Origin of the sequence: Halomonas sp. Cn5-12, from assembly GCF_021532545.1 — a bacterium.
GTDB lineage: Bacteria > Pseudomonadota > Gammaproteobacteria > Pseudomonadales > Halomonadaceae > Vreelandella > Vreelandella aquamarina.
The window spans coordinates 62,028-81,363 of record NZ_JAKGAY010000002.1 but is presented as its reverse complement, the minus strand read 5'-3'; the positions used below and the strand labels follow the sequence as shown (position 1 = coordinate 81,363).

The window sequence follows — 19,336 nt, the reverse complement described above, 5'->3', positions numbered from 1 at the left end:
ACAAATAACTGAGTAGGTCGCTACCTGCTGTTTTTAGCAGGTGAGCGCTCATTCTTTAGGGTCGCGGCGGTGGAATCAGTTTTGCCAGCGCCGCTTGATCGAGTTCTTTGCGGTTTACCTTCAAATACATGAGGCGCTCCTCCGGCACGACCATCACATCTTCCACACCAACCACGTCGGCAAGATGCTCCATCAATAAGTTGATCGCATCAGGCTGCGTATCGTGTAACGCCACCACCTCGCTGGAGAGCGGCGGAGGAGAAGGCATCCGCCACATGGCTACCCACCACGCCAGCGCTAGCACCGCGCAACCAATAAATACCGCGTTAAGCCCCCAGGTATTCGCCAGCAAGCCGCCCAACGTGCCACCTAAAAAAGCGCCGAGAAACTGGCTGGTGGAATACACCCCCATTGCGGTGCCCTTAGCACCCGCTGGGGCCAACTTGCTAAGCATGGAAGGCAGCGTTGCCTCCAGCAAATTAAAGCCGGTAAAGAAAACAAATAGCCAAACAAACAGCCAATGCCCCTGGGAAAGCGACAACCCTAGGCTGGCTAGGCTGGCAGCGATGGCTCCAATCGCCAATAGGCACATCAGCCTCATACGCTGGCGCTTTTCCGCTATGATCACCAGCGGCACCATCGCCACAAAAGAGAGTGCCATAATGCCTAGGTAGGCTAATCCATGGTACTCCACTGCTACCCCCGCATTGAGTAAGCGGAAGGGGATAGCCACAAAGATTGCCATGAGGACAAGATGCAGCGCAAAAATCGATAGATCAAGCCGCCACAAATCCGGCCGGGTAATCACACTTTTAAACTGCTTCCGGTCCAGCCCTACGTCACGGTGGCGTAACCGGCGCGGCGCAGGCGGCACCCAGCGCCAAAGGACTAACAGTCCCACCAATGTTAGGAGTGCGGTAAACCAAAACACCCCAGAGAGCCCCGCCCAGGAGGCTAACCAAGGGCCAAGCACCATGGCAATGGCAAACGATACGCCGATCGAAAGGCCAATGGTGGCCATGGCCGCCGTGCGTACCTGCTCGCGGGTTTGATCTGCCAATAGAGCCATTATGGCGGCCGCCACGGCACCGCCCCCCTGAAGGGCGCGACCTAAAATTACCCCGCCAATGCTATCTGCCATGGCCGCTACCACGCTGCCAAAAGCAAAAATCAGCAGCCCCATCGCAATGACACGCTTACGACCAATGCGGTCAGAGAGCAAACCAAACGGGATTTGCAGCGTCGCCTGGGTTAAGCCATAAATGCCTAACGCCACGCCAACCAGTAGCGGCGTAGCGCCTGTCAACGTGTCGGCATAAAGCGCGAGCACCGGCAGAACCATGAACAGTCCCAGCATACGAGACGCATAAAGGCCGGCCAAGCCGCTGATTGCACGGCGTTCAGCGGCCAGCAGCAGTGCGGAAACCTTGCGCATAGTGCCCTTGTGTATGGTGGATGGGCCAGAACGGCCTGAGGTAACCCCCCATTCTAGCGCTTTGTCATCACGCTGGAAACGCCAAGCGCGGTGACGCAGGCAGAGACAGTTTTGCCGGGAAGGGGACAGCAATCGTATAATTACGCTTTTGCCACGCGATTCGAGGTGTTGATGGACAGCATTCTGGTCAGGGGTGCCCGCACCCACAACCTCAAGCAGATCGATGTGGAGCTGCCTCGCGACAAGCTTATCGTCATTACCGGGCTTTCCGGTTCCGGTAAGTCATCGCTGGCGTTTGACACGCTCTATGCCGAGGGGCAGCGTCGCTACGTGGAGTCGCTCTCTACCTATGCACGCCAATTCCTCTCGATGATGGAGAAGCCCGATGTGGACCACATCGAAGGTCTCTCTCCTGCGATCTCTATTGAGCAGAAATCCACCTCCCACAACCCGCGCTCAACCGTGGGCACTATCACCGAAATTTACGACTACCTGCGTCTGCTGTTTGCCCGCGCAGGCACGCCCCGTTGCCCAGAGCACGGTGAAGACTTAGAAGCCCAGACCATTTCGCAGATGGTCGATCAGGTAATGAACCTCGCCGAGGGCACCAAGCTAATGCTGCTGGCCCCTATGGTGAAGGGCCGCAAAGGCGAGCATTTACAATTGCTCAGCGAGCTGCGTGCCCAGGGGTTCGTGCGGGTGCAGATCGACGGTCAAGTGCTCGAACTCGACGACATCGCACCATTGGATAAGCGTAAAAAACACGATATCAGCGTGGTAGTGGACCGCTTTAAAGTGCGCGACGATATCGCCCAGCGCTTAGCGGAATCGTTTGAGACCGCGCTAAACCTGGCCGACGGCACGGCGATGATTCACTTTATGGATGGCGAGCAGGAAGACCTCGCCTTCTCCTCGCGCTTTGCCTGCCCGGTATGTGGCTACTCGCTCTCAGAGCTTGAGCCGCGCATGTTCTCTTTTAACAACCCTGCGGGCGCCTGCCCTACCTGTGATGGCCTCGGCGTTCAGCAGTACTTTGACCCAGATAAGCTGATTAGCCATCCAGAGCTTTCCCTCGCAGAAGGCGTCATTAAAGGCTGGGATCGGCGCAACATTTACTATTTCACCCAGTTGCAGGCACTCGCCAAGCACTACCGCTTCGAGCTGGAAACCCCCTGGCAGGAGCTGGCTCGCCACGAGCGTGAGATCATCCTCAACGGTAGCGGCAATGAGCAAATTCCGTTCGTGTACGTGGGGGATCGCGGCCGCAAAGTCACCCGGGAGCATGCCTTTGAAGGCGTGCTGCCCAACATGCAGCGCCGCTATCGGGAAACCGAATCCAACATGGTGCGTGATGATCTCGCCAAGTATATCGCCGTGCAGCCGTGTACCACCTGCGGCGGCTCGCGGCTGCGCAAAGAGTCGCGCCATGTGTACGTGGATGACCACAACATTGCGGATATCGTTCACCTGCCGATTGGCGACGCGTGGCGCTACTTTGCCGAGCTGGCCCTGCCGGGGCGTAAAGGCGAAATTGCCGACAAGATCGTCAACGAGATTCACGCGCGCCTAGAGTTCCTGGTCAACGTGGGCCTGGACTACCTGAACCTAGAGCGCAGCGCCGACACCCTCTCCGGCGGCGAAGCCCAGCGTATCCGTCTGGCTAGCCAAATCGGCGCGGGGCTGGTGGGCGTCATGTACATTCTGGACGAGCCCTCTATCGGCCTGCATCAGCGGGACAATGACCGCCTGTTGAAAACCCTGGAGCGACTGCGCGACCTGGGCAATACCGTGATTGTGGTCGAACACGACGAAGACGCCATTCGCGCGGCAGACCATGTGCTGGATATCGGCCCCGGTGCTGGTGTGCATGGCGGTGAAATCGTCGCCCAAGGCACGCCCCAGCAAGTGATGGATAACCCCAACTCGCTCACCGGTCAGTATCTTTCCGGCACTCGTGAAATCGCCGTGCCGCCCTACCGTATTCCCAGCAATCCGGAAAAGCAGTTGGTCGTGCGCGGCGCGACAGGCAATAACCTGCAAAACGTCACGCTGAGCCTGCCTTTGGGGCTGTTTATTGCCGTGACGGGGGTTTCTGGCTCGGGTAAATCAACGCTGATTAACGGCACGCTGATGCCCATTGCCGCCCGTGAGCTTAACCGCGCCACCACCTTGACCCCAGCGCCCTATGAGAAGGTTGAAGGGCTTGATCAGCTCGATAAAGTGATCGATATCGACCAGAGCCCCATTGGCCGTACGCCGCGCTCTAACCCTGCGACGTACACCGGTATTTTCACGCCCATTCGCGAGCTATTTGCGGGTACCCAAGAGGCGCGCTCACGGGGCTATAAGCCGGGCCGCTTCAGCTTTAACGTTAAGGGCGGGCGCTGTGAAGCGTGTCAGGGCGAGGGCATGATCAAGGTAGAGATGCACTTCCTGCCGGATATCTACGTACCCTGCGATGTATGTAAAGGTAAGCGTTACAACCGCGAAACGCTGGATATTCACTATAAAGGCAAGACCATCCACGAAGTGCTGGAAATGACCGTGGAAGACGCGCTGGCATTCTTCAGCCCGGTGCCCGCCATTGCCCGCCGCCTGCAAACGCTAATGGACGTAGGGCTCTCGTATATTCGCTTAGGGCAAAGCGCCACCACGTTATCCGGCGGTGAAGCACAGCGTGTCAAACTGGCCCGAGAGCTAGCTAAGCGCGACACCGGCAAAACGCTCTACATTTTGGATGAACCTACCACAGGCCTACATTTTGAAGATATTCGCCAGCTGCTGACCGTACTCCACCGACTGCGCGATCACGGCAATACGATTGTCGTGATTGAGCACAACTTGGATGTGATCAAAACCGCCGACTGGCTCATTGATCTTGGACCGGAAGGTGGCTCTGGCGGCGGGCAAATTATTGCTGAGGGCACGCCCGAGCAGATTGCCAAGCAGAGCGTTTCGCATACCGGGCGCTTCCTGGCGCCACTACTGGAGCGGGCCAAACGCGCATCATCCACTTCCTAGCGCTTAGCTACCCGGTGCCCGAAGCCAATCACGATATTAGTGGCCAATTCCGCCTGCCGCTCTCCCAGGAGCAGCTGGCGGACATTCTAGGCTTAAGTCCAGTTGTCATTTTCAGCAATTAGTGCGACCCTCAGGGCGTAATATCGGGCTATTATGGTAGTCTATGCAGGATTGAATGCGACAGAATTAATAGCAATTGCTGCGACAGGCCACGTTTTATTCAACATTTGGTGCGACTGCTCATGCCACTGCCTACATCTGTTCGTAAAATCGGCCCTACCCGACGAAGTGTGTCTGGCTACTATGCCTTTCGCGGGGAGGAGTCTATTGCGTTCGAGTCGACGCTCGAACGTGATTTCCTCATAAAGGCTGACTTTGATGTGAGCGTCCTTGGTGTGATATCCCAGCCGTGCGAGATCTCGTTTCATCATCCAGTGACCGGTAGGCGTTACACCTACACGCCGGATTATTTAGTTTATTACCGTCTCGGTAACCGTCATTACAAGGACTACCCGAAACCTCTCCTGGTGGAAGTCAAACCACGGGAAAAGTGGCAAGCACATTGGCGTGAATGGTCGCCTAAATGGAAGGCGGCGATACGGCATGCCAACAATGAGGGCTGGGCGTTTCGCATTCATGATGAAAGCCGCATTCGTGATAAGACCTTGGACAACATTACCTTCCTAGCGCGCTACAAGCGGATGGTGTTTCCCTCTGTCGAAAGCCAGGCAGTCCTCAACACGGTGAGGGAAATGGGGGTGGCGACCTTGGATTACCTGCTTTCTCGGCACTTTATGGGCGATATTTACCGGGCAGAGGGGATTGCGCATTTATGGCATCTACTGGCGACTCGGCAGTTAGATTGCGATATGGCCCAATCCTTCAGTCCTCTATCGGAGGTATGGGTACCCGATTATGAATAACCATCGTGGCAGCGCAACTGAACCCAATAACGGCGTCGCCCAAACACGCCAACACTTGCAGATTATGGTGGGTGAGCAGGTTCAGAAAGATGGCACCGTTTACCGAATTTCCCAGGTGCTCGATTTTGAGACAGTCATTGGCATTGCCGTTGAGTCCGGGCGTAGTTGCCCGCTTCGCATCAAAGAACTAGCGCCTCTCAATAGCGGGTCCGTATCCCCTGAGCAGGATATGTCCGAGATTGGGGATACCGATTGGCGGGAGGCCGAGCATCGCTTTTCCATCATTAAGCCCTTGGTGGATCGCCATACGGTGGGGCGGGATGCAGCGGAGGAGCGTGCGAAACAAACGGGGGTTGATACGGCTACGATCTACCGTTGGTTGAAGCGGTATAAAGCGACGGGCTCGGTGCTCGCATTGATTCCTCAAAAGCCAGGGTGGAAGAAGGGAAAGTCGCGTATTCCCGCGCATGCCGAGGCAGTGATTCAGGAAGTCATCAAAGAGGTGTATTTGACGCTGCAGCGTCCGTCCGCACAAAAAGCGGTACAGGAAGTCATGCGGCGCTGCCATGAACGGCGCATCGACCCGCCGAGCCCTGGTACCGTTCGTGCTCGTCTGCGTGATATCCCAGAGCGTGACCGGTTGCGTGGCCATGGTTTTAGAGACAAAGCCATTAACAAGTTCCAGCCGGCTGCCGGAAAATTTCCCAATGCGGACTATCCGTTAGCCGTTATGCAGATTGACCACACGCCTGCCGATATTATTTTGGTCGATGACGTGTATCGCAAGCCGATTGGTCGCCCATGGATTACGTTGGCCATGGACGTGTTTACTCGCATGGTCACGGGGTATTACTTGTCGTTTGACCCGCCCTCTGAAACATCTGTCGGCATGTGTGTGGCGCACTCCATGCTTCCTAAAGATGAGTGGTTGCTACTGCATAATGTGGAGGCTGAGTGGCCGGTATGGGGCACACCCGCCACGATTCATGTCGATAACGGCCCAGATTTTCGCTCTGAGACGTTTCGGCGCTCATGCCTAGCCTATGGGGTCAACCTTGAGTTTCGGCCTGTTAAGCAGCCTCGTTATGGTGGCCACATTGAGCGGGTACTGGGCTCTCTTCTAAAGGAAATCCATAACCTGCCTGGGACGACCTTCTCCTCCATTAAAGAGAAAGAGGGATACGATCCAGAGAAGCACGCGGCCATGACGAAAAGCGAGTTTGAAGAGTGGCTGGTGACGTTGATTTGCAAGGTTTACCACCAGCGCCTTCATTCTGGGATTGGTATGTCGCCGATGAAAAAGTGGGAAATTGGTGTGTTTGGCAATGCGGATGTGCAGGGAGTGGGATTAGCGCCGAGGCCTGCTGACAGGCTCTCTGTATTGCTCGATTTTTTGCCCAGCTTTCAGCGTACGATCCAGACCTTTGGTGTGACCATCGATGGCATAAACTATTACGATGAAGCGCTAAGACCTTGGATCAATGCCAAAGATCCAGACATGCCAGACAAGAAACGCACCTTTGTTTTCCGGCGCGACCCTCGCGACATTAGTGTCATTTGGTTCAAAGACCCGGAGCTCGGGCACTATTTTCGCGTGCCCTTTGCCAATCTTGCCCTCCCCTCGATGAGTGTTTGGGAGTATGCCCAAGCTAAAGCGCGCCTTCGGCAGGAAGGAAGAAACTCGGTCAATGAGACTGAAATTCTACGCGCTATTAGTGAGCTGCGAACCCATGTGGAGGAGTCGCAAGCACGTACTAAGCGAAGTCGCCGTCAGGCACAACGACGTAAAGAGCATGAGAAGAAGGTGACGCCTGCAGATCCCCTTTTACATGCGCCCTCAACTGCGGCCCCTAAAGAGACACCCGCTCAAGGGGACGGTCTTTTAACGGGTGATATCGATGTGAACTGGGACATAGCATGAGCACACACCTTCATCCTGATCTTCGTCACGTCTTGGGGCTGTCCGCTAAAGAGCGAATGGAGTTTATGGATCAACCGCGCTGGTTGGGCTATCCATTGGCCAATCGTGTCATTGAGGTCATGCGTGGGTTGATGGAGAAGCCCAGTCGTCCTCGTATGCCTAACCTCTTGCTCGTGGGTGACTCCAACAACGGAAAGACAACCATCGTTCAACGGTTTCGTAAGCAGTACGGTGAAGGCTACGTGAATGAAGACGTAGAGCCCGTGAAGCCTGTTGTTGTCACTCAGGCTCCCCCGAGTGCCGATGAGAAAAGTCTGTATATCGCAGTGCTAGAGAGTTTCTGGGCTCCCTACCAGCCTACAGATCCTGTTCCCAAGCTGCGCTACCAGGTGATTCATCAACTGCGTGCTTGCCATACGCGCTTACTGATCATCGATGAGTTTCACTCTCTGTTAACCGGTGGTGCTGTTAAGCAGCGCGAAACGATGAATGCCATTAAGCTTTTATGCAATGAGCTAATGATTCCCATCGTTGGTGTGGGGACGCAAGATGCTGTGCGTGTGCTGCATTCAGACCCACAGCATGCGAGTCGCTTTGATGTGGTCGCGTTACCAAAGTGGGAGCTCAATCAGGAGTTTCAGAAGCTGCTCGCTGGCTTTGAGAAGATATTACCTCTCAAACATCCTTCCCAACTGCATGAGCCCCAATTGGCGACCCAGCTCCACGCGATTTCTGGCGGTAATTTGGGTGACCTGCACCGGCTGCTGATTGAGTGTGCAAATGCCGCTATTTTGTCTGGAGCTGAGTGCATCGATGAGAAAATTATTCAGAGTAAATCATGGGTGCGGCCCACCCGTGGCATTAGGGAAGTGATGCTGTAATGACCTGGGCGCTGAGTGTGCCCCTGCTGCCTGAGGAGTCCCTTTCATCATGGCTCGTTCGGGCGGCGTTGCGACAGGGGTGTGATCCTTTGTCGCTCACCGGGGCTATTTGGCCAACATGGCGTATATGGACGAGGGACATTGATAGGGAAATACCCCTCGCAAGAATGCGCCCATTAGTGAATGCCTCGGGGATATCTTCCGCTAAGTTTCAGAAAGCGGGGATGCGGGACGATTGTGAGAAAGTGGTCGGTTACTCGTTACCGGAAACCCGGACTTGGCCCTGGTTGTTGGCACTCGGCAGCCGAAATCGAACCCGCCATGGAGGACAACAGGTATGCACGTTGTGCTTGGCAGAGGACTCAACCCCCTACTTGCGCCGGCACTGGCGATTCGCTTGGCACACTGGGTGCCGCTTTCATGGGGTGCAGCTGGTAGATGAGTGCCCAGCATGCAAGGCCCCTATAGAGCCCCATCGCCTGACAGCGGAAGATCAACATTTAGCTCAATGCAGCCGGTGTCATAACGATTTTAGAAAGGCGGTATGCACGTCGCCTTTACCTGAAGCGTTCAGTGTTCAAGTGATGGCTGATCGTGTGTTAGAACAGGATAAGGTGACGTTTAGGCAGGCCTCTATCGCACCCGCCGATTGGTTTTCTATGGTGGCCTTTTTTATTGGCGTTATACGGCGTGCAAGTCGGCGGCCTGTGTCACCCCTGGCCGATGCGCTTCTTTCATTGGGCATTTCGGTTACGGATTGCCGAATGCCTGTGTCTGGCCTGGCGTTTGAGCTGCTGGCTGTCAGCGAGCGTTGTGCCTTATTGGTAGCGTTGGAACGCTTGCTCAGTATGGGCCTTGAAGAAACGTTCAGCGTTCTGGTCGCGTGCAATGTCAAAACGAGCGCGCTTCATGATCCCCGAAGGTCGCCCCCCGTTGTGTTGTTGCCGCTGCTATCACGGTTATCTCACCACCCTCATGGGCCGCATCGCCGCCGTGTTCCCCCGGCTTGTCGCCCCATGTCGGAACGCGCTGTTAGAGCCTCATGGGCGCGTTTAAAACGCAGAATGAAAGCGGAGCCAACCTCTTGAATCAACACCAAACGGTCGACTGCGATGAGTGTGGCCGAGAAGTCTCCAAATTGTGGCGACGCCATAAAGGGCACGGCTACTGTTCAACTTGCTATGCTCGTGTGTTTAAGCGGCGGATGTGCCCACGATGTGGTGAGTTAGCCCGTCTGCCTAAGAATGACCCAGACGCCGTCTGTCGTCAGTGCAACGTTGACAAACCGTGTGCACGATGTGGAAAAGCCAGTTCAGACTACAACATCGGCAAGGTCACTCCCTACGGCCCTGTCTGTATCGCCTGCGCTCCCTATTTCAAAGAACCAGAGCCCTGCGAGGCGTGTGGGAAAGCATCTCAACGTCTTACCCGAGTGGCGCGTATGGGGCATGATCATCGCTTATGTCCACGCTGTTCGACAGCAGACCACGGTACCTGTTCTGCATGTCGTCGACATCGTTTATTGGTGGTGGCACCCAACGGGGATGCGTTGTGCAAAGCCTGTAATGAGCAAGGGGAAATTGCCTGCCCATCGTGTGGTAATCCCATGCCAGCGGGTCGAGGTGATGCCTGTGAGCCCTGCTATTGGACGCGAACATGCCGTAAACGCATCACCATTGGCCAAGCCGGTATCACTACCAAAGCGTTAAGTGAGGCCTTTGGGGAATTTGGTGAATGGCTGATTCGTATCACTGGGCCGCATAAGGCTGCCCTCAAGATCAATCATTTCTTCTCGTTCTTCCTTGAGCTCGACCAGGCATGGTCACGGATACCGAGCTATTCGGAGCTACTTCATCACTTCGGGGCGGAGGGCTTGCGGCGTGTGAGGCTTCCCATGCGATGGTTGCATGAAGAGCAAGGGGTAGAGCCGGATCACCAAGCAAAGCGGATCGACTCAGAGAAAAGACGTATTCAAGCGTGTCTCAGTTCTATGCCGTTCGCTTCGCTATCAGACCAAGTGCTGCAAGCCTATTGGCTGCAATTGGAAACCCGTATAGAGGCGGGCAAAACGTCCCACACCTCCGCACGACTTGCACTAAGAGCGGCAGCCGCATTGCTACTCGCTACTAACCGGGAGGGGCAGCGACTGCCTCAACAGGGCGATGTGGACAACTATTTGCATGCGGTGCCCGGACAAGCAGCCTCGGTCACGGGGTTTACTAATTTCTTAAATCGCCAACATGCCACCACGTTGGCTCCTCGGGTGGATGTAAAACGGGCAAGAAAGCGGCGAAAAGAAACACTAGCCCGCACCCTGATGACGATGGCCCGGTGTGCTGATCAAGGAGAGGCCTGGAGGGAGGCATGGATCGTTGCTGCCATGGAGTATTTCCATGACACAAAATTAACGCAGAAAATGCTTCGACAACAGACCGTAGAGCGGACGACAGACGGGATACAGGTGGTAGTGGGTGGCGTTACCTACTGGCTGCCTCTGGATATTGAGTGCTAAGACACTGATAGCGCGCAGTCACTTGGAGGGCCCCGCGACTCTGTAGGCGAATGTCGCCCCGCCGTTTGGACGGGGCTATGGCTCTCTACCTATATGCCAGGGCTCAACGGGGTGCCAAAAGGCGTGTCATGACCGTTGAGATGACGTCAAAACCAGGTCTTCATAAATGCCCTTGATAGCCTTCTCTTCTGGGCTGTGGCGCTGTGGCTCCTGTTCCTGCTTTGGATGTAGTGGGGTTATAAGCCCGTTAGAGAGTGACAGGACATCGCTGAGCTGCTCGTAATCGAGGTTTACGTTATCGACATTGTATTGGTTAAGGCGTGTCATGGTCTCTGTGAGTGCGGTCATACTGTGCTCTTCTTCTCCAAGCGGCGGAAAGGCTTGAATCAGCGGCTGACCGCCTTCCCAACCTATCTTGATCGGCTGATTGATGATGTTGACTTGGGTGCCGGGTGGAATGCGGTCAAATATAGATTCGATGTCTTTGGGTAACATGCGGATACAACCTCGGCTTGCGCGCATGCCAATGCCATCGGGCTGGTTGGTGCCGTGAATCAAATAGCCATCGAAGCCTAGGATGATGGCATGGTCTCCTAGCGGGTTATCGGGGCCGGGCGGTACAACGCTTGGTGCGGTTTCGCCGCGTGCTTCCGCTTCACGTTTTACCGACTCAGGCGGGTACCATGCGGGGTTTTTAATGTTCATGGTGGTCTCGGTCACACCAAGGGGTGTATCAAACCCTTCGCGACCGATGCCGATAGGATAGGTCTCAACGCGCGGTGTCTCACCGGTTTTGACATCTGGGTAGTAGTAAAGCCGCAGCTCGGCGATATTGATGACGACCCCAGTACGCTCGACATTCGGCAGGATGAAGCGTCCTGGAATGGTTACTTCAGTACCCACTCCGGGCACCCAAATACTGACCTCTGGGTTAGCACGTACAATCTCCTGGTAGCCAAGGTTGTGACGTCTGGCAATATCAATCAGAGTATCCTCGTAATTCTTCACGATGAAGGTGTCAGCCTCTCCGATAATATTGCCTTCCTCAGGTAGCGGGTAATGCCCCTTGGGCCATTCCGTCTCCTGGGCAGTGGAAGGTTGTGCCGCCATGGCGACAGGGAGCCATGCCAGAAACGAAACCATCACACTCACGATGAAGCCGATCTGCATTGGCCATGGGAGGAATCTCTTAAGTATTGCTGCGTTCTTTGCCAAGAGCATCGCTAGGTTCCTTTTTCATCTAATGCGTCGTTTTTTGATCGAGATAAGTTCAGTTGTAACCCGAGCAGTGTCAGCACCGCAGCGAGTATCCAAGCGGGGCCACTACCGGTGCGTGTGAAAGGAGTTAGGCCCTGCATCGGGGTCACCTCGCCCGTTAAACTGGCCTGTTCAAACTGTGGGGCACGGGCTGTGACGTGACCTTGTGAATCGATGATGGCCGTCACGCCATTACTGGTAGCTCGAAGTAGGTGACGACCATTTTCTAAGGCACGTAGACGCGCCATTTGAAGATGTTGGTGTGGGCCAATGGAACGCCCAAACCACGTATCGTTGGAAACCGTTAATAGCAGCTCGGCATTACGCGCCTGCTGGGCGACATGGTCGGCAAAAATGATTTCGTAACAAATGGCATTGCCAATGGTGGCTCCAGCCACGTGTAACGGAGCCTGTTCGCCTGACCCTGGGGTCAGGCGAGGTACTGGCAAGTCGAAAAAAGCAAGGGTGCCAGCGAGGAGACTTTGGAATGGCAAATACTCGCCAAAGGGCACCAAGTGCGCCTTCTGGTATTCGCCCTGCACATCATTTAGCCCTATGACGCTGTTATAAGAGCGCCCTTCACTGTCGCGTTGCAAAATGCCGGTCAACAAGGCGGTGTCAGGCCCCAGGTCGGACGCTACTTGCTCAAGTATTTGCTGTGCTTCCTGCTCAAGCATGGGAAGGGCTGCCTCGGGCCAAACGATGAGATCGATATCCCTTGCTTGCTCCCGTGTCATCGCCGTGTAGATACTGATCGCCTCGCGCTGCCCTTGGGCAGTCCACTTAATGCGCTGGTCAAGATTCCCTTGCAGCAATGCCACCCGGATGGGCTTGCCAGCCGGGGTTGTCCATTGGGCGGGCAATAGGAATGGAACGATCCACAAGGCGGCCATTGGGACAAGGAAACTCCAGCGGCGACGCAGTACCTCTACCCCTAACGTACCTGTCAGCGCGGTCATGAGTGACAGCAAGTACACACCACCAACGGGCGCCCATGGGGCTAGTGGAGAATCAATCTGAGAGGTGCCCAGCAATAACCAGGGAAAGCCGGTGAGCATCCAAGTGCGTAGCCATTCGCTCACCACCCACATACCGGCAAAGCTAAGAAAGGCGAACCGTGGCCCCGTGATGCGTCGATAGAGCCCAAAGGGGACTGCAAAGAAGAGCGCCAGGACGCTGACAAAAAGAGTGGTGAGGAGCATCGCCACCAAGGCCCCGGTGCCACTGAAATCGTGAATAGCAACGAAGACCCACGACGTGCCTGAACCGAACAGGCCTACCCCATAGCACCACCCACGCAGGGTGGCCATGACGGGCGTTAGCAACTGTATCTTCCAATAGACCAGTGCCACGGCCACTGGGCCAAGCCACCATAGGGAAAAGGGGGCGGCACTCAAGGTGGTCAGCACCCCAGCGGCGAGCGCTACAACGCAATCGACTATTGGTGAGGAGCGCCCAGCAAAAAGCGTATATTCTTTATCTTTATCGACCACATCCATAGCGTTACTCAGAGCGCTTAAAAGCAGGACTTTCACGCCATAACGCCACCGCGAACATCAATACACCGGCAAATAGCGCGATATCGGCCATGTTAAAGGCGGGCCAATGCCATTCGCCCCAGTAAATGTCCAGATAGTCGACGACGTACCCTCGCGCTAAGCGATCAACAGTATTACCGAGCGCGCCGCCAAGAATCAGGCTGTACGCACAGGCCTCCAAGCGCGACAGGGGTTTGCATAGCTGCACAACCAATACGACGACCACCACCAACGCTAAACCAAGAAAGAGGTAGCGCTGCCAACCCCCTGCTTCTGCGAGAAAGCTGAAAGCGGCTCCTGTGTTCCCGGTATAAACCCAGTTAAAAAACGGCGTTAGCGGAATGACTTGGCCAAACGACATCTGAGCATGCACAATTTCCTTGACCAGTTGATCGGCTAGAGCCATCACGCAAGCTAATGTGAACCATGGCCAGCGACGTGAAGGGCTATCGTGTTGCACTGTTCTCATGAGGTTACTTTTCCTTGTGACAGGCCTGTCATTGCGGTACTGGGCGAAAAGCGGTAACCCAGCAGTCGCATGGCGTTCAACGTCACCAGGACGGTAGCACCGGTATCGGCCATCACCGCAATCCACATGCCGGTAATACCCAGCGCCGTTGTAACTAGGAAAATGGCTTTTAAGCCAAGGGCGAGAACAACGTTGGTTTTCACATTGCGCAGCGTGGCACGAGAGAGGTCTATCAGCTCAGCGATGCCGGTAACGCGGTTCTTGAGCAAGGCTGCATCGGCGGTTTCCAACGCCACATCCGTGCCGCCCCCCATCGCGATACCCACATCGGCTGCCGCGAGTGCCGGTGCATCGTTGATGCCATCGCCTACTTTACCGATGGGGCCACGGCCAGCCGCTTGCCAGTCTCGAACATACGCTGCCTTGTCTTCAGGCATTAGTTCGCCGTACGCTTCAATGCCTAAGCGACCCCCCGTGGCAGCGACGGTGCGGGCATTATCACCGCTGAGCATGACCGCCTGTACGCCTAAACGGGATAGCGCCGCTAGGCCTTCAATGGCATCTTCGCGTGGCTCATCGCGAACCGCGATCAAGCCCAGTAAACGCTCGCCTTCGACGAGGAGAGCGAGGCTCTTACCGGCTTCTTCTAACGCGACAATCCGAGCACTGAGACTTTCCTCAAGGATGACTTTCTCGTGAAGGTGACGAGGCGTCATTAAGCTCAGCTCGCGACCCTCCACCTGGCCGGAAACACCGCGCCCCGCCAGAGCGCGGCCGCCGGTGACGGTGGGGAGGTTGATGCCCGACTGTCGGGCATGCTCAACGATAGCCGTGGCGATAGGGTGACTGGAATCCCGCTCTATTGCGGCGGCGAGCCGCAATACGCTGTTATCGTCTTCCTCAGCAATCCAAGACTCCACATCTGTGACTCTTGGGGTACCCGCAGTGAGGGTGCCCGTTTTATCTAATGCCACCAAGCGAAGCTTACCTAACTGTTCAAGAACGGCTCCCCCTTTGATCAGTAGTCCGCGCCGAGCTCCCGCCGAGAGACCGGCGGCGATGGCGGCTGGGGTGGAAATGACTAACGCGCAGGGGCATGCGATTAACAGCAATGCTAACGCACGGTAAATCGACTCCGACCATGCCATGGTCGATACCAGCGGTGGCACTATCGCCATCAGTAGGGCGAGTAAGACGACGGCGGGCATATAGTAATACGCAAAACGATCAATAAAGCGTGCTATCGGTGCCTTGGCGGCCTGTGCTTCTTCAACCAGACGAATAACGCGTGCGATCGTATTGTCATCAGCGCCTCGTGTTACCTCCACCTCCAGGGCGGCATCAAGATTCACTGTGCCAGCAAAAATGTCATCACCAGGCGCTCGCGAACGGGGTATGGACTCGCCGTTTACCGGCGACTCGTCAATGTCGGAGGTGCCCACCAGGATGCGTCCATCGCAGGGTACGCGATCACCGGGCCGCACCAGCACACGCTGCCCGGGTTTAAGTGACTCCGCCGAGACGTCACGCAGATGGCCATTGTCCATCAGCCTCGCCGTTGAGGGTGTTAAATTTGCCAAGGCTGAGATACTGCGGCGCGCTCGTGAAGCAGCTACCCCTTCGAGTAGCTCACCTACGGCGAACAAGAACACGACCATCGCAGCTTCAGCGGCAGCATTGATGGCCAATGCGCCAAGCGCAGCGATGCACATCAGCATCTCTATGGTAAAGGGATTGCGCATTTTGAGGGCGCCCCAGGCACTCTGCGCAATGGGTATTAAGCCGACTAGCGTGGCCAAAATGAAAGGCATATTACCCAGCGCAGGCCATGCTAAACGAAGCGCGAAGGCCACTATCAGCAGATTTCCCGTGATAATGACCAAGCGCCCTTTAGCGGTTTGCCACCAAGAGGATGAAGCACCAGATGCGCGTGTTTGGCCATCATGGGAAGCCACTTGATAGCCTAGTTCGTTCAGGATGCCCTCAATGGTCTTTCGCGAGGGGGCCCCGTGATCGTGGTGGTGAATCTTCACTGATCCCGTGACCGAGCTTGCCGTGACTTCCTCAATGCCTTCCAGTCGCTCTAGCGCCGACACAACCTTGCGCTCACAACCGCCGCAGTCCATGCCTTCAACACGCAGCGTCAAGGTGGTAGGCGCTGTTGTCGGCGTTGATGTTTTCATGGTGCCTCTCCTGCCAATGGGCTATGGTTTTTAAGTGTAAACCTTGTGGCAACTACAGCTTCAAGCCCTGCGTAAGGAGTTTTACCATGTCGATGATCGGCCAAAGTATCAGCATTGGTGAGTTAGCACGACGAGCCGATTGCAAACCTGAAACGGTTCGCTATTACGAGCGTATTGGGCTGTTGCGCGATGCGACACGAACCGGTGGGGGGCAGCGCCGCTATGGAGACGACGCTGTGCGGCGCTTGACCTTTATTCGTCATGCCCGTGACTTTGGCTTTTCGGTGGAGTCAGTGCGAGAGCTTTTGGCCATGTCAGATCAACCTGATATGCCTTGCCAAGAAGTCGATGCCATCGCCACGCATCACCTAAAGAAAGTGGAGTCCCGCCTTCAACGACTGTCCATACTGCGTGAGGAGCTTCAACGGATGGTCACACAGTGTGCCGGTGGTAAAGTGGAAAGCTGCCGAATCATTGAGGTCATCAGTGATCATCAGCTCTGTATCACTGAAAAATCGCACGGAGGGGCTCACGACTTGGGTTAGCACTAACGCTACGCCCCACGCCCAATGGTTAGCCCAGCGAAACATCCAAAAACAGCATGAGTACCAATCCGATGGAGAGGCCCAGCGTGGCCTTTTTTTGGTGCCCGCTTCGATGAGTTTCGGGAATAATCTCATGACTGATCACATACAACATCGCCCCCGCTGCAAAGGCCAACCCCCAGGGCAGTAGCGCTTGTGACATGCTGATGACTCCAGCGCCTAATAAGCCACCTAACGGCTCAACAAGCCCCGTAAGGGCGGCAATCGTCCATGACCGCCAACGTGAATAGCCCACGCCTAGCAGTGATACTGCTACGGCCAGTCCTTCTGGGGCATTCTGAAGTCCAATGCCAATCGCTAGTGGAATGCCTCCTTCGCTTCCCCCTGCGCCGAAGGCCACGCCAACGGCCAGCCCCTCTGGCAGGTTGTGTATCGTAATGGCAATAATAAACAACCAGATACGACGTAGTGAGGCAGCCTCTGGCCCTTCTCGCCCCTGTTCGAAGTGCTCATGAGGTAAGAGTTCGTTCAGTAGTGCGACCATTCCAATCCCTAGCAAGATGGCCGCACAGGCAATGGCAGCAGGTACCACGCTACCTCCGTAACGCAGCTCCGAGGCTTCTAAGGAGGGTATGATCAGTGAGAAGAAAGAGGCCGCTAGCATGACGCCAGCGGCGAACCCCAACGCTAAATCGCGAACACCACGATTCGGTCTTTTGGTAAACAAGATAGGAAGCGCCCCGACAGCCGTCATCAAGCCCGCGGCAAGGCTTCCCAATACCCCCATTGTGACGAGAGAAACCTCTTCCATACCGATTACCTGTCTTGTGGTAGATGAGTGATCACAGCGCTAGGGTTCCATAACGAGGCAAGCACACGTTCACGTTACTAACAATCCATGCAACGTTGCTAAGCACGGGTGGTTACGGCTCGTTAAACGAGATCAAGTCATAAATGGACGCCGTGCCGATAGCTTGTTCCAAGCGATCTCTTGCCTCGTAAAGTGACGCTTGATATTCACCTTGAGTCGGCTGCTCACCCAACATGATGCGTTGACCTTGACCAAGGGGATCAACAGGCTGGTTATTGACTCTCACTTCGTAATGCAGGTTGGGGCCCGTGGCGACCCCGGAGGAACCTACCTCTCCGAGCGACTCTCCCGCATTGACTAAATCCCCAACCACTAGCTGTGGGGAGAATCGGCTAAGGTGTGTGTAGCGACTAATGGCCCCTGTGTCGTGCTCCACCTCGATCACCTGCCCATATCCCCCTTGGCGACCCATAAAGAATACGCGCCCAGGTGCGGTGGCAATGACCGGCGTTCCTGTCGGCGCAGCCAAGTCAATTCCATTATGAGGACGCATCCCTCCATACACAGGATGTCGCCGATTCCCAAAGCGAGACGTTAAGCGGGCACTAAGCACGGGCAACCGCAACGTGCCTAGCAGGGTGTCGCTTTTGAAAAGAGCTACGTCCCCCTTTTGGGTGACCGGCCATATGACCTCCAAGGGCTCTGCCTGATCAGGCAGAGCGGCATAACTGAGGCGTGGTGGCCCAACACGGGCGCCGTCCTGGCGTCGATCTTCCTCCCACACTAATTGAATACGTTCACTGCCAGAAAACTCCAGCGGCGCTGCGATAAACTCGCTGAGCAGTGTTTCCAGTTTAGTGGCGAAACGCGTTGGGACACCTTCTGCTGCCAAGGCCTCGTAGAGGGTGGTATCAATGACGACATCACGCCCAAAGGTTAGGGTATCAACGCTATCGAGCGGTAATGTGCCTTCTTGCTCGCTAGCCGCCTGTAACTTGACAGGGCTAAGTTCAGACGGAGGCAATGACAGATGCGTTTGCCAATTGGCTTCGGCTAGCAAGGGGTAAAAGCCCACCAAGCCTAGTAACCACCAGCGCTGCATCACTGGCCATCCTCTTCCCCAGAGATCTCCGCTACTTCACTCTCGACGGCATCAATCAGCTCTTGCATACCAAAGGGGTCTAAAGGCTCGCCATTGACAAAAAAGGTAGGTGTTTGGCGAATCTGATTGGCTCTGACATCCGCCATGTCTTGGTCAATCACCGCCTGCACCTCAGCAGAAGTCAGTTGCTCTTCGGCAGCCGCTAAATCAAGGCCTCCTTGGCTCGCGATATCGAGGATAGCGGATTCATCAAAACTGCCATGTGAAGCCCATTGATCCTGGCGAGCCAGCAGCCTCTCCAGTACCGGTTCAAAGACGCCCTGACGACGAGCAACTTCTAATACCCGAATGGCCTTGTCCGATACGTCGCCGTGGAAAGGAGTGTAGCGCACGATGAGCCGCACTTTTTCTGGGTAGGTTTCCAGAATACTTTTTGTCAGGGGATAGAAAGCACGGCAGGCTTCGCAAGCCGGATCGAAGAATTCCACAATCGTCACCGGCGCGTCTTCTCGTCCCAAGATGGGGGAGTGTGAACGCACCAAGGAGTCCTCGGCCTGGACACCGCTCTCTTTTGCTGCCTGAGCTTGCATGTCTAAGAGGGCAGGCTTCGATACGGCGACGATCGCAGCGGTCAGCATTAACGTACCGGCCAATATAAAAGACGCTTTTTTGAACATGTTTCTCTCTCTGTCTCAACGATGGGGTGGAAAAGTAGGGTTGAAAAATAAGCCAATCGCT

Annotated in this window: 15 protein-coding genes; 7 read left to right on the top strand and 8 right to left on the bottom strand. The window is 55.5% G+C overall.

Annotated features, from left to right (window positions below; genetic code table 11):
- Nucleotides 1–55: 55 nt before the first annotated feature.
- On the bottom strand, nt 56–1,435 hold the full coding sequence (locus L1249_RS01710) for an MFS transporter (protein ID WP_058579861.1): 1,380 nt from the start codon (nt 1,433–1,435) through the stop codon (nt 56–58).
- 171 nt (nt 1,436–1,606) lie between these two features.
- Between L1249_RS01710 and uvrA the strand changes: the two genes are divergently transcribed.
- From uvrA to L1249_RS01685, 6 genes are all read left to right on the top strand, one after another.
- Nucleotides 1,607–4,456, top strand: a complete 2,850-nt coding sequence (gene uvrA, locus L1249_RS01705; protein ID WP_044630317.1) for an excinuclease ABC subunit UvrA — start codon at nt 1,607–1,609, stop codon at nt 4,454–4,456.
- Between the two features lie 242 nt (nt 4,457–4,698).
- Nucleotides 4,699–5,379: a heteromeric transposase endonuclease subunit TnsA gene (locus L1249_RS01700; RefSeq protein ID WP_044630316.1), complete on the top strand. Its 681-nt coding sequence runs from the start codon at nt 4,699–4,701 to the stop codon at nt 5,377–5,379.
- Nucleotides 5,372–7,300, top strand: coding sequence for a Mu transposase C-terminal domain-containing protein (locus tag L1249_RS01695; RefSeq protein WP_062360467.1), 1,929 nt, complete (start codon nt 5,372–5,374; stop codon nt 7,298–7,300). The genes L1249_RS01700 and L1249_RS01695 overlap by 8 nt, the downstream gene beginning before the upstream one ends.
- Entirely contained in the window at nt 7,297–8,181 is an 885-nt protein-coding gene (locus L1249_RS01690; protein WP_044630314.1) for a TniB family NTP-binding protein, read from the top strand. The genes L1249_RS01695 and L1249_RS01690 overlap by 4 nt, the downstream gene beginning before the upstream one ends.
- Nucleotides 8,181–9,269 (top strand): TniQ family protein, encoded by a 1,089-nt coding sequence (locus L1249_RS17645; RefSeq protein ID WP_074211192.1) that lies wholly within the window; start codon nt 8,181–8,183, stop codon nt 9,267–9,269. The genes L1249_RS01690 and L1249_RS17645 overlap by 1 nt, the downstream gene beginning before the upstream one ends.
- A gap of 518 nt (nt 9,270–9,787) precedes the next feature.
- The gene (locus L1249_RS01685; RefSeq protein ID WP_074211193.1) at nt 9,788–10,693 is read left to right on the top strand and encodes a hypothetical protein; all 906 of its coding nucleotides are present in this window, start codon (nt 9,788–9,790) and stop codon (nt 10,691–10,693) included.
- Between the two features lie 126 nt (nt 10,694–10,819).
- Here L1249_RS01685 and L1249_RS01680 read toward each other — a convergent pair whose 3' ends face one another.
- The 4 genes from L1249_RS01680 to L1249_RS01665 are packed head-to-tail and all read right to left on the bottom strand — an operon-like array spanning nt 10,820 to nt 16,140.
- A complete protein-coding gene (locus L1249_RS01680) occupies nt 10,820–11,863 on the bottom strand; it encodes a L,D-transpeptidase family protein (RefSeq protein WP_016916424.1) in 1,044 nt (347 codons plus the stop codon).
- Between the two features lie 53 nt (nt 11,864–11,916).
- Nucleotides 11,917–13,449 carry an apolipoprotein N-acyltransferase gene (gene lnt, locus L1249_RS01675; RefSeq protein WP_235253035.1) on the bottom strand — a complete coding sequence of 511 codons (1,533 nt, stop codon included), beginning with the start codon at nt 13,447–13,449 and terminating at the stop codon, nt 11,917–11,919.
- 4 nt (nt 13,450–13,453) lie between these two features.
- Nucleotides 13,454–13,957, bottom strand: a complete 504-nt coding sequence (lspA, locus tag L1249_RS01670) for a signal peptidase II (RefSeq protein ID WP_022521288.1) — start codon at nt 13,955–13,957, stop codon at nt 13,454–13,456.
- The gene (locus tag L1249_RS01665) at nt 13,954–16,140 is read right to left on the bottom strand and encodes a heavy metal translocating P-type ATPase (protein WP_054644987.1); all 2,187 of its coding nucleotides are present in this window, start codon (nt 16,138–16,140) and stop codon (nt 13,954–13,956) included. The genes lspA and L1249_RS01665 overlap by 4 nt, the downstream gene beginning before the upstream one ends.
- 86 nt (nt 16,141–16,226) lie before the next feature.
- Here L1249_RS01665 and L1249_RS01660 point away from each other — a divergent pair, with 86 nt between their 5' ends.
- Entirely contained in the window at nt 16,227–16,685 is a 459-nt protein-coding gene (locus L1249_RS01660; protein WP_022521290.1) for a MerR family transcriptional regulator, read from the top strand.
- A 28-nt stretch (nt 16,686–16,713) separates the two neighbouring features.
- On the opposite strand, the gene L1249_RS01655 is transcribed toward L1249_RS01660, so the two are convergent.
- The 3 genes from L1249_RS01655 to L1249_RS01645 form a co-directional block, all read right to left on the bottom strand.
- Nucleotides 16,714–17,496, bottom strand: a complete 783-nt coding sequence (locus L1249_RS01655; RefSeq protein WP_016916429.1) for a ZIP family metal transporter — start codon at nt 17,494–17,496, stop codon at nt 16,714–16,716.
- A gap of 112 nt (nt 17,497–17,608) precedes the next feature.
- Entirely contained in the window at nt 17,609–18,598 is a 990-nt protein-coding gene (locus tag L1249_RS01650; protein ID WP_022521291.1) for a M23 family metallopeptidase, read from the bottom strand.
- Nucleotides 18,598–19,275, bottom strand: a complete 678-nt coding sequence (locus tag L1249_RS01645; protein WP_022521292.1) for a DsbA family protein — start codon at nt 19,273–19,275, stop codon at nt 18,598–18,600. The genes L1249_RS01650 and L1249_RS01645 overlap by 1 nt, the downstream gene beginning before the upstream one ends.
- Nucleotides 19,276–19,336: the final 61 nt, after the last annotated feature.